Source organism: Streptococcus sp. 27098_8_148 (assembly GCF_041432105.1).
Classification (GTDB): domain Bacteria; phylum Bacillota; class Bacilli; order Lactobacillales; family Streptococcaceae; genus Streptococcus; species Streptococcus parasanguinis_AE.
On the sequence record NZ_JAPVYY010000006.1, the window covers coordinates 24,600 to 38,693 of the forward strand.

Here is a 14,094-nt window from a genome sequence, read left to right on the forward strand (position 1 = left end):
TTACTCTCCTCTCTCTTGTTCTAGGCGGTCTTTGACTTGTACCACATCTTTGTCCCCACGACCTGACAAGCAAACGATCATGGATTTTTCAGGTCCCATCTCCTTGGCCAATTTCACCGCATAGGCGATAGCATGGCTCGATTCCAGGGCTGGAATGATTCCTTCTACTTTTGAAAGTAATTGAAAGGCTTCTAGGGCTTCTTGGTCTGTCACAGGCACATAGGTTGCCCGCTTGATTTCATGGAAATAAGAATGCTCTGGCCCAATTCCTGGATAATCGAGACCTGCTGAAATCGAGAAGGCTTCTAAAATCTGTCCATGCGCATCCTGTAAAACATCCATCAAGGCGCCGTGAAGGACTCCTGGACGTCCCTTGGTCAAGGTTGCTGCATGCTGGTCTGTATTTACTCCAAGTCCAGCAGCTTCCGCCCCATACATGGCAACAGTTGTATCCTCTACAAAAGGATAAAAGAGGCCAATAGCGTTCGATCCACCTCCTACACAGGCTAGGATGGCATCTGGCAGAGCCCCGTCATTTTGCTCTGCAAATTGGCGTTTAGCTTCCCTGCCAATGACACTTTGAAAATCACGGACAATCTCTGGGAATGGATGAGGTCCTAGAGCAGATCCCATGATATAGTGGGTATCTTCCACGTTTGCTACCCAGGCTCTAAGGGCAGCATTGACTGCATCCTTGAGAACACGCGATCCATCTGTTACTGATTGAACCTTTGCCCCCAACAACTCCATCCGAAAGACATTAAGGGCTTGGCGTCTGACATCTTCTTCCCCCATGTAGATGGTACATTCCATATCAAATAAAGCAGCGGCTGTTGCCGTTGCAACACCGTGCTGTCCGGCTCCTGTTTCTGCGATGATCTTCTTTTTACCCATTCGGTGTGCCAGCAAAACCTGTCCTAGAGCATTATTAATTTTATGAGCTCCTGTGTGGTTGAGATCTTCTCTTTTTAGAAAGATCTTGGCTCCGCCGACATACTTGGTTAGATTCTTAGCGTAATAGAGCGGTGTTTCCCGACCGACATATTGTTTCAGAAGCTGATCCAATTCTGCTTGAAAAGAAGGATCTGCTTGACTTTCTCTGTAGGCTTCTTCTAATTCTAAAACTGCTGTCATCAAAGTTTCAGGGACAAATCGTCCCCCGAACCGCCCGTAAAATCCGTTTTTATCTGGTTGTTTATATGCCATGCTTGACCCTTTCTATAAATCGTTTTATCTTTTCTTGATCTTTTTTTCCATTTGTCTCGACCCCACTGGATACATCCACCGCATAAGGATGAAAGAAGCGAATGGCATCTGCTACATTGTCTACCGTCAAGCCTCCTGCAATAAAGAAGGGCTTTGTAACGTTTTGACTTTCGAGCTTTTTCCAGTTAAAAGTCTCTCCACTTCCTGCTACAGGAGCATCAAAGAGCAGATAGTCGGCACTGGTATCAGGAAGTGCTGCATCTTTCCCCACTTGAACAGCGCGAATCGTTTGTTGGGGAAACTCTTGCAAGATGGTATCATCCATCGGTCCATGCACTTGTATCAGGTCCAAGCCCACAACTTGGCAAGCTTTCGCCACTTCTTCTCTTTGTGGTGATACAAAAACACCGACTTTTTGAACCCCCTTTGGAATCCCTGTAGCTAACTGCTGGGCTTGCTCCAGCGTGACTTGCCGTTTGCTTGGTGCAAAGACAAAACCAATGTAATCCGCACCTGCCTCAACAGCCGTCTGGACAGCTTCTGGGGTGGATAATCCGCAAATTTTAACCTTTGTCAATCTGCAACTCCTTTACTTTTTCAGCCACATTGTCTGCCTTCATGAGGGCTGTCCCAACGAGAATGCCATTGAAATAAGGAGCGAGCATGCGCGCGTCTGCTGCTGTAAAAATAGCAGACTCCGAGATGTAAACCGGTTCTTGTTCAAAATTGGCCGCCAATTCAAGGCTAGTATGGAGATCTGTCTCAAAGGTCACCAAGTTGCGATTATTGACCCCTATGATCTGAGCCCCAATCCGGTGAGCTACCTCTAGTTCTGTCAGATTGTGGGTCTCCACCAAAACCTCCAGGCCAAGATGGGTCGCAAACTCATAGAGCTCCTTCAGACGAGCCTCTGATAAGGCTGCAACTATCAACAAGATAACGGTCGCCCCTGCGTTTCGCGCCCGAATTATTTGCTTTTCATCCACAATAAAATCTTTATTGAGGGTGGGGATACGTACTTGACTAGATATTTCCCGGAGATACTCGATACTGCCCTTGAAAAATACTTCATCGGTCAAGACAGAAATCATCACAGCCCCATTTTCTTCGTAAGTCTTAGCCTGCGCGACGATATCCACATCGACATGAATATCTCCCAGACTCGGACTAGCCTTTTTCACCTCTGCGATTACCTGAAGCTTATCTGGATGGCTCTTTAGGTAATCATACAAGCGGTAGGTCTCACGCAAAGGTTGGAGCTCCTCTTCTTTCATCACAGCCACTTCACGCGCCTTTTCCTTTAGAATCTTTGGTAAGAATTCTTGACTCATTTTTGATACTCCTGTAATAATCTCAATTTCTCAAGGGCAGCCCCACCGGCAATCACTTCCCGTGCCAAGGCAATCCCCTCCTTGATAGAATCTACCTTGCCGTTAGCATAAAAACCAAGGCCAGCATTTAAGACCGTCACCTCTAAAAAGGGACTCGCTTCATTCTTCAAGACGCTGAGCAAAATTTCTGCATTGCGTTTAGCGTCTCCACCACGTACTTGATCAATTTCGATGCGCTCCATTCCCATATCTTCTGGTTGAAAGCTGGATAAGGTAACCTGTCCATTTTCCAAAATAGCGAGCTGGGTTTCTCCATCAAGGCCTGCCTCGTCCAAACCTTGTGGGCCACTCACTACCACTGCGCGTTTTCGACCCAAATTCTTTAGAATCTCTGCCGTACTTTCTAGCATGTCCGGACGACTGGTTCCCAATAGCTGGGTTTCTAGAGGAATCGGATTAATGAGAGGACCGGTCAAATTCATCACCGTCGGAACTCCTAGCGCCAAGCGAGCTGGCATAATATAGCGCATGCCAGGATGCAGATTTTTGGCAAATAGAAAGACAATGCCCGCTTTTTCAAACACTCGTCCCAAATATTCTGGACCCAAATCGAGGTTAATCCCTAGAGCTTCTAGGACATCAGCAGAACCGGATTTAGAAGAGATCGAGCGATTACCGTGTTTCGCCATCTTGACACCACCACCAGCGAGAACAAAGGCAGCTGTTGTTGAAATATTGAAACTATACGAACGATCGCCCCCCGTTCCACAATTGTCCATTGCTCCTTGAACTCCTGTAGGAATAGCGACCGCATGGGCCTGCATCACTTTTGCAATAGCCGTCCGCTCTTCAACAGTTTCCCCCTTCATTTTGAGGCCTAAAAGTAGGGCCGTCACCTGCGCTTCTGAAGCACGACCAGCGACAACTTCCTCCATGGCCGCTTCTAATTCTGCGCTGGTTAGATCTATTCCTTCCGCTACCTTTGCAAGCACTTGTTTCATCTTCCGCTCCTTGACTAGTTTGACAAAATTTTCGATGGTCTTCAGCCCATCTGGTGTTCCGATACTTTCTGGATGGTATTGAAAACCATAAATCGGTAAGCTACGGTGTTGGATCCCCATAATCGCTCCATCATCCGTCGTCCGAGAGGTAATGACAAACTCCTCTGGCATGTCTTCAATCGTCAGCGAATGGTAGCGCATGACTGGAACTTCTTTTGCGACACCTGCATATAGCGGAGAGGGAGCTTCTAGCCGGATCTGGCTTTGTTTCCCATGCATGACCTGTGGCGCCAATCCCAAACGTCCTCCAAAAACCTCTGCAATCGCTTGATGTCCCAAGCAGATCCCTAAGATTGGTTTGATCCCCGCGAAATCTCGGATCATCTCCTCCATCTTGCCCGCATCCTTTGGCCAACCTGGACCTGGAGAAAAGACCAAGGCATCTGCTTCTTTGGCAACCTGGTACAAGTTCGCATCATCATTTCGAAGCACCTGGACCTCATCAAATTTCCCGATATACTGCGCTAAATTGTAGGTAAATGAATCGTAATTATCAACTAATAAAATCATCCTTCTTCTCCAATCCTTGTCATCAATTTTGCCTTATTGACGGTTTCTTGGTATTCATTTTCAGCAATCGAATCATAAACAATTCCTGCTCCGGCCTGTACATAAGCCTTCTTATTTTTGAGGATCATGGTTCGAATCGCAATAGCAAAATCGAGATCCCCCGTCACAGAGAGATAGCCAATCGCCCCCGCGTAGACGCCTCTTTTCTCTTTTTCTGCCTCATAGATCCGCTTCATGGCTCGGATCTTGGGAGCACCCGAAACGGTCCCAGCAGGAAGAGTTGCCTTCAGAGCCTCAATGGAGGCTAGCCCCGGAAGTAATTGTCCCTTGACCACACTGGTCAGGTGCATGACATAACGGAAGAATTCCACTTCCATATATTTGGTCACTTCGACCGTCCCAGTTTGAGCGATACGACCAATATCATTTCGCCCTAAATCCACCAACATGCGGTGTTCTGCGACTTCTTTAGGATCTCCTGCCAAATCAGCTGCCAACTGCCGATCAGCCTCTTCATCGATCCCTCTTGGACGCGTGCCGGCAATAGGGTTAGTCGTCACCACTCGATCCTTGACCGATACCAGACTTTCTGGACTAGCACCGATAATTTGGTACTCCCCAAAATCATAAAAGTAGAGATAATTCGAAGGATTGGTCACACGCAAATTGCGGTAATAATCTAGCGGTTTTCCTGAAAAATCAGCTGAAAAACGTTGACTGAGCACGCATTGGAACATATCTCCTTTTCGAATATAATCCCGCGCTAGGGCCACCATTTCCTCAAACTCTTTTTGCTCCAAATGATTGTGGAAATGAAGCGCATGCAGGTCCTTGTCCTGAAACTCTTCCTTTGCAGGTCTTGCCAACTGCTCTAACACTTGCTCCAGACTCGAGGCTTGCTCTGCTTCACTTCGCCCACTATAGAGGTTCTCTTCCACCACATAGACCTTTTCCTTTTTGTGGTCAAAAATCACATAGCTTTCATATAAGAAAAAGTGGAGATCCGGAGTGCCGATCGTATCTTCAGGAATGGAACCAATGTTCTCATAGAGACCAATCAAGTCATAGCCGACAAATCCAATCGCCCCACCGTTAAAAGGAAGCTCTTCTGAAGTTTTCGTTTTGACCGTGATGCGGTTCAAAAAGTCCAAAGGATCCTCTTCGATAATTTGATCATTGTAATAGAGGACACCATTTTCAAACTTGACTTCACTGACCGGCCGATAAGCTACAATTGAAAAACGCGCATTCTCTTTTTCACGAGGGATCGACTCCAAGATCATTTTATGGGGCGCATCCAAACGCATATAAGCCAAAATTGGACTCAACACATCAGCAGATAAAACTTTTTTCATATCAGAAACCTCTCTTTTAGAACTCTTTTATTCTAAGGAATTCAGCCGCACCTTGGCTTGCTAAGGCGATCACGGTTATCCCACGCTCTATTTCCGCTTTGGGATCAATGTGCCTAAGCTCGCTTCGCTTGCTAAGGCACATAGAAAAGCCCTCACACAAAAACTGTGTGAGGGCGTAATGTCCGCGGTGCCACCTCTTTTATAGGGAAAAATAGCTGGTCTTTCCCTACATCTCTATCTCCTCTATCAAGGAGTTGCACGGTAAGGGGTGCCAACCGAATTCACATGGGTTAGAATTCATTGATCATAACAGTCCAATTTTCATCAGTCGCTATTGCTTGTTCACAATTCCCACAAGCTCCCTGAAAATAGCTGACTCATTACTTTTCTGTTGCTACCATTATAACCCTTTTTCTTAGAAAGTCAATAAAATTTTTAGTCTTTTTTTATACTTTTTTCTACACTTATTTAATAAAATCAGCTCAAAGAGCCCTAGTGGCCCGTCCTTTTTATCCCAAAAATAGGATACTCAACAATGCTAAAATTGCAGGACCGCCTTGGGTCAAGATAATCTTTTTATTAGCTGTCATCGCACCGTAGGCCGCGGCTCCAATAATAAAAAGTACAAAAATCGTAACAATTTCACTATTTTTAGAGACAAACAATCCATACAAGAGGAAGACACCAATCAAGGCATTGTAGATTCCTTGATTCTTAAATAAAGAGGTCACAGATGGGCGAGCGAGTTCTTCTTTATCCATGTTGAAAACCCGACTGGTGGTATCAGATGTAGTTCTGATGCTCTCCAAATAAAAAATATACAAATGCTCCAGTGCAGCAAGACTTGCTAAAATAATCGTCAGTAATGACATCGTAGATTCTCCTTTTTATTCGACTGTTATTTGTTCAATGCCAGAGACTAATTTGTCCAGCAGGTAAGAAAATTGCTCTTGTTCTTGAGCAGTCAAAATCCGACTCATCTGTTCTTTCACCGCCACATGATGGCGAGGGGGATGTTTGACCAACCGATTATAGGCCGTATCCGTCAAATGAATTAAGATTTCCCGCTGGTTTTTTGGATTTCGACTCCGATGGACAAACCCTTCCTTTTCCAATATTTTGAAATGTCGGGTTAAAGCCGCTGGATCAATCTGCAAGCGTTCCTGAACCGCGATCTGATTGCAAGGTGCTTGTTCTAATAAATCCTGCAAAATTTGATAACGTGTTAAGCTAATCCCTAGGCGCTTTTCAAAAAGTTGCGTAGTTGATTGATCCGCCAAGCGTAGTTGGTAGAGCAAATCATTCATTTCTTCCATATTCCTTCCTCTATTCATTTTTGATAAATCAATAATTGACTAATCAATTGTAAAACATTTCATATCCTCTTGCAAGGAAAAGAGCTGGCACTGTTTTTTCGCACAAAAAAAGCCGCCTGATTGGGCGACTCTTAGGGAGATTATTATGAAAAAGAAAAGTTTTAGGATTTTTCTAAACAAAGTTAGGAGGTCTTTGTTTATGATTCTATTATAGCGGACATTTCTTAAAGAAAGCTTACGACTTTATTTCAAAATGAAAACAAATTCTTTACAGATTCTTTTCAACGTTTAAAATAGCTGGAATATCTAATAAACTTTCCATCTGATGATTACCTTCATAGTCAGACGTCAAGAAATTGATACTCTGAATCTGGCTATTTCTTGCAAAGTCAATATCCAGGCTCCGATCCCCTATATAGTAGATCTTTTCCGGATGCAACCCATACTTCTCTATCAGATACATGGCAGCTTCTGGGTCAGGCTTGCGGGCAAAACCACTTTGACTGGTCAAAATCTCTGTAAAAAAAGATTCCAAGCCCAAGTCCCGCAGGATGACCAAGGCATTCTCTCCCTTATGGGTATAGACAAATTGTTCTATCCCAGCATCCTTCGCCCAAGATAAGACATCACGCGCCCCAGCCATCAGAAGGACCTGGGCATTTTTCTCTGATAGACTTTCTGCTCGGCGATGATTCAAGTCCGTCACATCCAGTTGATACTCTGCTGCCACCGCTACTAAAAGATCTTGAACCGAATGCTTCAAGATGTAGTCTTTAATGCTAGCTCGGTCAAACGGAAGCTGATAAGATGCATAGGTCTCCTCAAGACCCGCCAGAATAGCATCATAGGAATCCAGCAAGGTCCCATCCAAATCCCAAATAAAAGCTCGTTTTGTCATTTTCTCTCTCCTACTTTTCGTCTATAAAGTTGACTCAAAAACAGCCAACGGAAACCATTGTCGAGCAGCGTCCCCGTCCAGACACCTGGAAGGCCAAAGCCAAGGGTTACTCCAAGCAGATAACCGGCTCCAATTCGAATGACCCACATGCCAATGGTCGTTGCATAAAATGGAAGTTTCCCATTTCCCAAGCCTTGCCAAACAGCTGTATAGATGACCGTTCCTGCTGTAAACGGCGTTCCCAACAAAGAAAAGAGGACAACCGACAGGCTAGCTTCTACTGCTTTTGTATCTTGTGTGTAGAGATGGGTCAGAAAGGTGCCCCCAAAAAAGATTCCCAAGGCAATGGGCAACATCAACACGAAAGACAGCCAGTAAGACTGCTTTCGAAGGCGGTCAATCTGCTCAAGATCACCTTCACCGAGGCTCCGTGCTACGAGCATGACCGTCGCTGTGGCCACTCCAAATACCGGCATGTAGTTAAACTGGGTCAAGGTCTCTCCGATGGCATTGCCCGCGACTGCCTCAGTCCCAAAAGCAACCACGATCGCAATGATCACCACATCTCCAGCCCGCATCATCAGCCGCTCTCCGGCAGCTGGCAGCGCTAAGTTCAAGAGCTTACGATCCAATCCCCAACGTAGGGGGGCAAAGGGCAACCGGACCTTTTGCCACAAGAGGATGACGCCCACCAGACGGGCCAGCACTGTCCCCAAAGCTGCACCAACAATGCCCCAACCAAAAAGGAAAATGGCTACAGAGGAAAACAGAGCGTTTAATAAATTGGTCAACAGGCTCACATACATAGGAAGACGTGGATTGTTGGCCACCCGAACCAAGGAGCCCAAGGTCGTCATCAATCCTAAGAGAACTATGGTCCCGCCAACCAAGGAAAGGTAAATCCCCCCGCTTTCGGCTACTGCAGCTTCAGTCCCCAACAGCGAAATCATCTGGCGTCCAAATAACAGCGAAGCCCCTCCTAAGAGAGCACTCAACAACAAGGTCACCTTCAGTGACTCTGTCGCATGGTAGGCAATGTTGGCTTGATTTTTTTCACCCAAGCTTTTGGACATAACACTGGCAACTGCCGCACCCAGTGCCAAAAAGATGGCTTGATAGATGGTGATGATATTCCCTGCGACGGAAACACCTGAAATGGCAATCAAGCCCAGGTGAGCCACTAAATAAGAGTCCACCATGCCCATCAGCATTTGTAAGAAATTTTCACCCATGGCAGGAAGGGCGATATTTAAGATTTTTTTGTATGAATTCATGCGTATATAAAAGAGCCAAACGGCTCTTTTGATCTTTCTAATAGGAAGAATTAAAGTCCCAAGTAGTCTTCTACGGCTGCTTGCATGTCTTTGGTTGCCACGCTTGTACGATGGCGAACCGGTGCAGTTTCAAGGCCGTCTACAGCCGGTGGCACAGGAACACCTGAGAGTGTGTGTAATTTAGCCAAGGCTTCGAAATCGCCTAGACCTGTCTCGCCTGTCACCGCTTCTACTGCTACAACTGGGAACTTATAAGGACTTGCTGTAGAGGCAATGACTGTTTTAGCAGTATCCCCTGTTTGGGTCCGGTATTTTTGATAAACGGCTGATGCTACGGCGGTATGAGGGTCTTCAATGTAATCAGACGCTTCATAGACCCGCTTGATCTCTGCAGCAGTTTCTGCTTCATCTGCGTATGCAGCCGCAAACAAATCTAAGATGTCTGCATCAAAGTTGGACAACTGGTACTGACCTGTTGCAACGAGGTTTTCCATCAACTCTTTGGTCTTTGTGGCATCATTGCCTACCAAGTGGAAAATCAAGCGTTCCAAGTTTGAAGAGACCAAGATATCCATTGATGGGCTAATGGTCACCTTAAACTCACGTTTCTTATCATAGACATGTGTTTTGAAGAAGTCTGTCAAGACATTGTTTTCATTTGACGCACAGATCAATTTCCCAACTGGAAGACCGATTTGTTTGGCATAGAAAGCTGCCAAGATATTTCCAAAGTTTCCTGTTGGCACGGTAAAGTTGACTTTTTCTCCCGCTGTGATTTGGCCTGTCTTCACCAATTGCGCATAGGCGTATACGTAATAGACAACCTGAGGCACCAAACGGCCAATGTTCATCGAGTTAGCTGATGAGAATTGCATCTTGTTGGCTGCTAATTTTTCACGAAGCGCCACATCATTGAACATGTGTTTGACATTGGTTTGGGCATCGTCAAAGTTTCCATCGATGGCGATGACATGGGTATTGTCCCCCGTTTGAGTCGTCATTTGCAATTCTTGCACCTTGCTGACACCGTCTTTTGGATAAAAGACAATGATCTCTGTTCCTGGAACATCGGCAAAACCTGCCATAGCAGCTTTTCCAGTATCTCCAGAAGTCGCTGTCAAGATGACAATTTTATTTTCCAAACCGTGCTTTTTAGCTGCTGTTGTCATAAAGTAAGGCAAGATCGACAAAGCCATATCTTTAAAGGCAATAGTGGAGCCGTGGAAAAGTTCCAAGTTGTATTGCCCATCGAGTTTGACAAGCGGAGCAATAGCTGGGGTATCAAACTTGCTGTCATAAGCATGAGAAATACAGTAGTCCAACTCTTCTGCTGTAAAGTCGTCCAAAAAGGCTGACAAAACAAGCTTGGCCACTTCTTGGTAAGAAGCGTCTTTGAGGGTATCAAGATCCAGCTCTACTTGAGGATAAGAGACTGGAGTAAACAAACCGCCATCTGTCGCCAATCCTTGAAGGATGGCTTGACTAGCTGTTACAGTATTTTTTTCATCTCGTGTTGATTGATAAACTAATGTCATGACTGTTTCATTCCTTTACTAGTAGTCTTCTCATTATATCATAAATGTCAGAAAATTTAACGACTTTTCGCCAAATCTTGGCAAAGGTTGGCAAACAGAAGCTAGATAAAAGAGAGCAGGCGCAACGACTTTGCTCCTACTCCCATGCGAATCTGTTTTTCAGGTGTCTGCAAGACTTGATCAAGCCAATCCCAACTCTGCTAAAACAGATGGGAAGTCTTTCTTCAAGCTTTCAAGAGCTACCGTTACTTCTTGACGAGTTTGGTTATTTTTCACAGTAACTTGACCGCTCTCAACTTCACTACTTCCTAAGGTAATCAAGGCTTTGGCCGCAAAGACATCTGCTGACTTAAATTGTGCCTTGAGCTTGCGTCCAAGGTAATCACGTTCTGCCTTGAAACCTTGGATTCGAAGGGCCTGAACCAAGCTAAGCGCTGCTTCATTGACCTCATCTCCTAGGACAGCGATATAGGCATCTAAGCCTGTTTCGATCGGTAATTCAATGCCTTTCTTTTCAAGAACGAGAAGGATCCGTTCCACACCGATACCAAATCCAAAACCAGCTGTCGCAGGGCCACCGAAGTATTCAACCAACCCATCATAACGACCACCCGCACAAACTGTCAATTCATTGCCTTCAATTTCTGTAATGAACTCAAAAATCGTGTGGTTGTAGTAATCTAAGCCACGCACCATATTGGTATCGATGACATAGGCTACACCTAAGTCTTCTAACATCCGACGAACTGCATCAAAATGCGCTTGGCTTTCTTCATCTAGATAGTCTAGGATGGAAGGGGCCTGTTCAACCGCGGCCTTGTCTTCTTTTTCTTTTGAATCCAAGACACGAAGCGGATTTTCTTCTAAGCGACGTTGGCTGTCCTTAGACAATTGATCCTTCATTGGCAAGAGGTAATCAATCAAGGCTTGACGATAAGCCTGACGACTGGCAGGGCTTCCCAAGGTGTTCAAGTGCAAGGTTACATTGTCAATCCCTAGTTCTTTCAGGAATTGCGCTGCCATGGCAATGGTTTCGACATCCGTTGCAGGATTGCTCGATCCAAAGCATTCTACCCCAATTTGGTGGAATTGACGCAAACGACCTGCTTGAGGACGTTCGTAGCGGAACATTGGGCCTATGTAATAGAACTTACTTGGTTTTTGTACCTCAGGCGCAAAGAGTTTATTTTCTACATACGAGCGGACAACAGGAGCTGTTCCTTCTGGACGAAGCGTAATATGACGGTCTCCCTTGTCATAGAAATCATACATTTCTTTGGTAACGATATCCGTCGTATCCCCTACTGAACGGCTGATGACTTCATAATGTTCGAAGATCGGTGTGCGGATTTCATCATAATTGTATCGCGCAAAGACCTTGCGTGCAAAGCCTTCTACATATTGCCATTTCGCTGAATCGCCAGGAAGGATATCCTGGGTCCCTTTTGGTTTTTGTAATTTCATAGCCTTCATCCTTTGTCTTACTTTTGCCTCTATTTTACCACAAATTCGAAGAGAAATGGAGACTGGACCGAATTTCCTTCGTTCGACACGTTCAAATCCTCTTTCTCTTCTTGCCTTATTAGCCGAATTATGAGAAAATGGAAGCCATACTACACTGAAAGGATCTTGCGATGAGAGAGGATATCAAAATCAATGACCGCGCCCTGGCACTAGAGAAGTCGTTAATCGAAAAATTGGAGCTTGTATTTGATACCGATGTTGAGTTAGATGTCTATAACCTAGGACTGATCTACGAGATCCATCTAGATGAAGCCGGCACTTGCAAGGTGGTTATGACCTTTACCGATACGGCTTGTAGCTGTGCTGAGAGCCTTCCGATCGAAATCGTCGCTCGCCTAAAAGAAATCGAGGGGATCGAAGATGTCAAGGTTGAAGTAACTTGGTCACCCGCTTGGAAAATTACACGAATCAGCCGATACGGGCGCATCGCCCTCGGCCTTCCACCGCGATAATAAGCATTACCTTTTAAAAAATACATTCAACGAATGAAGGAATGCATCTTCGGAAATCCGATCCACAATAAAAAACGAGGAACACCAGCTCTACCATCAGAGTCTGTTCCTCGTTTTTTATGATGATTGAATCCATTATAACTTTTTCAACACCAGAACAAACTAAGCCTCGTCAGCTTTTGGTTCTGGAAGAATTTGATACAACACGATTCCTAGAATCGTTGAAGTTGCCACACCCGTGATTTGAAGACCACCGAGGTCAATCATCAAACCACCGATCCCTGATACCAAGATCACACTAGCAATCAAGAGATTCTTTTTATTATCAAAATCAATCTTATGTTCAACTAAAATTTTCAAACCGCTAGCAGCGATAACCCCAAAGAGGGCAATAGACAACCCTCCCAATACAGGAGTTGGAATAGAGTGCAAGAGTGCTGATAGCTTCCCAATAAAGCTCATGACAACCGCAATCACTGCTGCGCCTGAAATAACATAAACTGAGTAGACCTTACTAAGGGCCATAACCCCAATGTTTTCCCCATAAGAGGTTACTGGAGGAGCTCCAAAGAATCCGGCAATAATCTGTGCCAAACCATCACCAGTAAGCGTATGGTCAAGCCCTGGATCCTTGAAGTAATCACGCTCCGTCAAACTATTTAAAACCATGAGGTGTCCAAAATGTTCCGTCATGGTCACAAAGGCAATCGGAGCCATGGTCAAAATCGCACTTGGATAGAGCTTAAAGCTATAATCCACAAATGGAATGTCAAAGTTTGGAACTTGAATCCAATGCGCCGCACTGACCTCTGAGAAATTGACAAAACTATGTCCTGTCAGCAAACCAAGAGCCACTGAGAAAATATAGCCCACAATTAATCCAAGTAAAATTGGGACGACACCGACAATCTTCTTGCCATACATGTTAAATAGGATAACCGCAAAGAGGGTCACCATCGAAATCAATAGAGCATAACCACTATAGCTTTTATTTAAGGTTGTTGCATCAGTGACTGCATTCGCCGCAAGATTCAAACCAATGACCATGATAATGGGACCAACCACGATTGGTGGAAGGACCTTATTAATCCAATCTTTACCTGCATACTTAACAATCAGAGCTACAAACAAGTAGACCAAACCACCTGCCATGGCACCTTGGGCAACTGCTGCGATTCCATCTGTTTTCATCAACATCTGCATAGCAGCAATATAAGCAAAACTAGATCCCATGTAGGCTGGAATCTTATACTTGGTCACTGTCAAGTGAGCCAAAGTTCCCAAACCAGATGAGAAGAGGGCGATGGCAGGATCAATTCCAACCAAAATCGGCACCAGCACTGTCGCCCCAAACATGGCAAACAAATGCTGGAAAGATAAACCAACCAATAAACCAGGTTTTGGCATATCATTCACATCATATTTAACGTCATTCACGATCGTAAAAACCTCCTAAAATTAAGATGCGACAAGCTATGGCTGAACAAAAACGTCTACCTTCGATGAGCAAATTGTAAGCGAGCGCTTCATGCTCCATCATCGGCGATTTCTTTTTTATCAAACCACTTTTCAATATACAAAAAAATCCCCCACAACAAGGAGATACACAAAATATAGGCTGGTCTTCCCAGG

13 protein-coding genes and 1 pseudogene are annotated in these 14,094 nt (G+C 44.9%); 1 reads left to right on the forward strand and 13 read right to left on the reverse strand.

Annotated features, from left to right (window positions below; translation table 11 throughout):
- The 12 genes and pseudogenes from trpB to hisS all read right to left on the reverse strand — a co-directional run bounded on the left by trpB (window position 1) and on the right by hisS (window position 11,950).
- Window positions 1–1,206, reverse strand: a complete 1,206-nt coding sequence (gene trpB, locus O3646_RS06420) for a tryptophan synthase subunit beta (protein ID WP_070594344.1) — start codon at window positions 1,204–1,206, stop codon at window positions 1–3.
- On the reverse strand, window positions 1,196–1,783 hold the full coding sequence (locus O3646_RS06425; RefSeq protein WP_070594343.1) for a phosphoribosylanthranilate isomerase: 588 nt from the start codon (window positions 1,781–1,783) through the stop codon (window positions 1,196–1,198). Before O3646_RS06425 ends, trpB begins: the two co-directional genes overlap by 11 nt.
- Window positions 1,770–2,537, reverse strand: a complete 768-nt coding sequence (gene trpC, locus O3646_RS06430) for an indole-3-glycerol phosphate synthase TrpC (RefSeq protein ID WP_070594342.1) — start codon at window positions 2,535–2,537, stop codon at window positions 1,770–1,772. Before trpC ends, O3646_RS06425 begins: the two co-directional genes overlap by 14 nt.
- A complete protein-coding gene (gene trpD / locus O3646_RS06435) occupies window positions 2,534–3,538 on the reverse strand; it encodes an anthranilate phosphoribosyltransferase (protein WP_070594352.1) in 1,005 nt (334 codons plus the stop codon). The genes trpC and trpD overlap by 4 nt, the downstream gene beginning before the upstream one ends.
- A gap of 9 nt (window positions 3,539–3,547) precedes the next feature.
- Window positions 3,548–4,108: pseudogene (locus tag O3646_RS06440) on the reverse strand (aminodeoxychorismate/anthranilate synthase component II); the annotation flags it as partial.
- Entirely contained in the window at window positions 4,105–5,463 is a 1,359-nt protein-coding gene (gene trpE, locus O3646_RS06445; protein ID WP_070594341.1) for an anthranilate synthase component I, read from the reverse strand. The pseudogene O3646_RS06440 and the gene trpE, both read right to left, overlap by 4 nt.
- Window positions 5,464–5,972: 509 nt before the next feature.
- Window positions 5,973–6,335, reverse strand: coding sequence for a DUF1304 domain-containing protein (locus O3646_RS06450; RefSeq protein WP_371610690.1), 363 nt, complete (start codon window positions 6,333–6,335; stop codon window positions 5,973–5,975).
- Window positions 6,336–6,350: 15 nt separating this feature from the next.
- Window positions 6,351–6,779 carry a MarR family winged helix-turn-helix transcriptional regulator gene (locus O3646_RS06455; protein WP_009732014.1) on the reverse strand — a complete coding sequence of 143 codons (429 nt, stop codon included), beginning with the start codon at window positions 6,777–6,779 and terminating at the stop codon, window positions 6,351–6,353.
- Between the two features lie 268 nt (window positions 6,780–7,047).
- On the reverse strand, window positions 7,048–7,677 hold the full coding sequence (locus O3646_RS06460; protein WP_371610691.1) for an HAD-IA family hydrolase: 630 nt from the start codon (window positions 7,675–7,677) through the stop codon (window positions 7,048–7,050).
- Window positions 7,674–8,951 carry an MATE family efflux transporter gene (locus O3646_RS06465; protein ID WP_371610692.1) on the reverse strand — a complete coding sequence of 426 codons (1,278 nt, stop codon included), beginning with the start codon at window positions 8,949–8,951 and terminating at the stop codon, window positions 7,674–7,676. Before O3646_RS06465 ends, O3646_RS06460 begins: the two co-directional genes overlap by 4 nt.
- Before the next feature lie 50 nt (window positions 8,952–9,001).
- A complete protein-coding gene (thrC, locus tag O3646_RS06470) occupies window positions 9,002–10,486 on the reverse strand; it encodes a threonine synthase (RefSeq protein WP_371610693.1) in 1,485 nt (494 codons plus the stop codon).
- A 180-nt stretch (window positions 10,487–10,666) separates the two neighbouring features.
- Window positions 10,667–11,950, reverse strand: a complete 1,284-nt coding sequence (hisS, locus tag O3646_RS06475; protein WP_003010893.1) for a histidine--tRNA ligase — start codon at window positions 11,948–11,950, stop codon at window positions 10,667–10,669.
- Window positions 11,951–12,120: 170 nt separating this feature from the next.
- Here hisS and O3646_RS06480 point away from each other — a divergent pair, with 170 nt between their 5' ends.
- The gene (locus tag O3646_RS06480) at window positions 12,121–12,462 is read left to right on the forward strand and encodes a metal-sulfur cluster assembly factor (protein WP_013904437.1); all 342 of its coding nucleotides are present in this window, start codon (window positions 12,121–12,123) and stop codon (window positions 12,460–12,462) included.
- 162 nt (window positions 12,463–12,624) lie between these two features.
- On the opposite strand, the gene O3646_RS06485 is transcribed toward O3646_RS06480, so the two are convergent.
- Entirely contained in the window at window positions 12,625–13,899 is a 1,275-nt protein-coding gene (locus O3646_RS06485; RefSeq protein ID WP_371610694.1) for a uracil-xanthine permease family protein, read from the reverse strand.
- Window positions 13,900–14,094: the final 195 nt, after the last annotated feature.

What these genes read in the sequence shown, in the direction of transcription:
- trpC (WP_070594342.1), bottom strand. Translation starts at nt 2,537, where the DNA reads ATGAGTCAAGAATTCTTACCAAAGATTCTAAAGGAAAAGGCGCGTGAA.
- trpD (WP_070594352.1), bottom strand. Translation starts at nt 3,538, where the DNA reads ATGAAACAAGTGCTTGCAAAGGTAGCGGAAGGAATAGATCTAACCAGC.
- O3646_RS06480 (WP_013904437.1), top strand. Translation starts at nt 12,121, where the DNA reads ATGAGAGAGGATATCAAAATCAATGACCGCGCCCTGGCACTAGAGAAG.
- hisS (WP_003010893.1), bottom strand. Translation starts at nt 11,950, where the DNA reads ATGAAATTACAAAAACCAAAAGGGACCCAGGATATCCTTCCTGGCGAT.
- thrC (WP_371610693.1), bottom strand. Translation starts at nt 10,486, where the DNA reads ATGACATTAGTTTATCAATCAACACGAGATGAAAAAAATACTGTAACA.
- trpE (WP_070594341.1), bottom strand. Translation starts at nt 5,463, where the DNA reads ATGAAAAAAGTTTTATCTGCTGATGTGTTGAGTCCAATTTTGGCTTAT.
- O3646_RS06460 (WP_371610691.1), bottom strand. Translation starts at nt 7,677, where the DNA reads ATGACAAAACGAGCTTTTATTTGGGATTTGGATGGGACCTTGCTGGAT.
- O3646_RS06450 (WP_371610690.1), bottom strand. Translation starts at nt 6,335, where the DNA reads ATGTCATTACTGACGATTATTTTAGCAAGTCTTGCTGCACTGGAGCAT.
- O3646_RS06465 (WP_371610692.1), bottom strand. Translation starts at nt 8,951, where the DNA reads ATGAATTCATACAAAAAAATCTTAAATATCGCCCTTCCTGCCATGGGT.
- O3646_RS06455 (WP_009732014.1), bottom strand. Translation starts at nt 6,779, where the DNA reads ATGGAAGAAATGAATGATTTGCTCTACCAACTACGCTTGGCGGATCAA.
- trpB (WP_070594344.1), bottom strand. Translation starts at nt 1,206, where the DNA reads ATGGCATATAAACAACCAGATAAAAACGGATTTTACGGGCGGTTCGGG.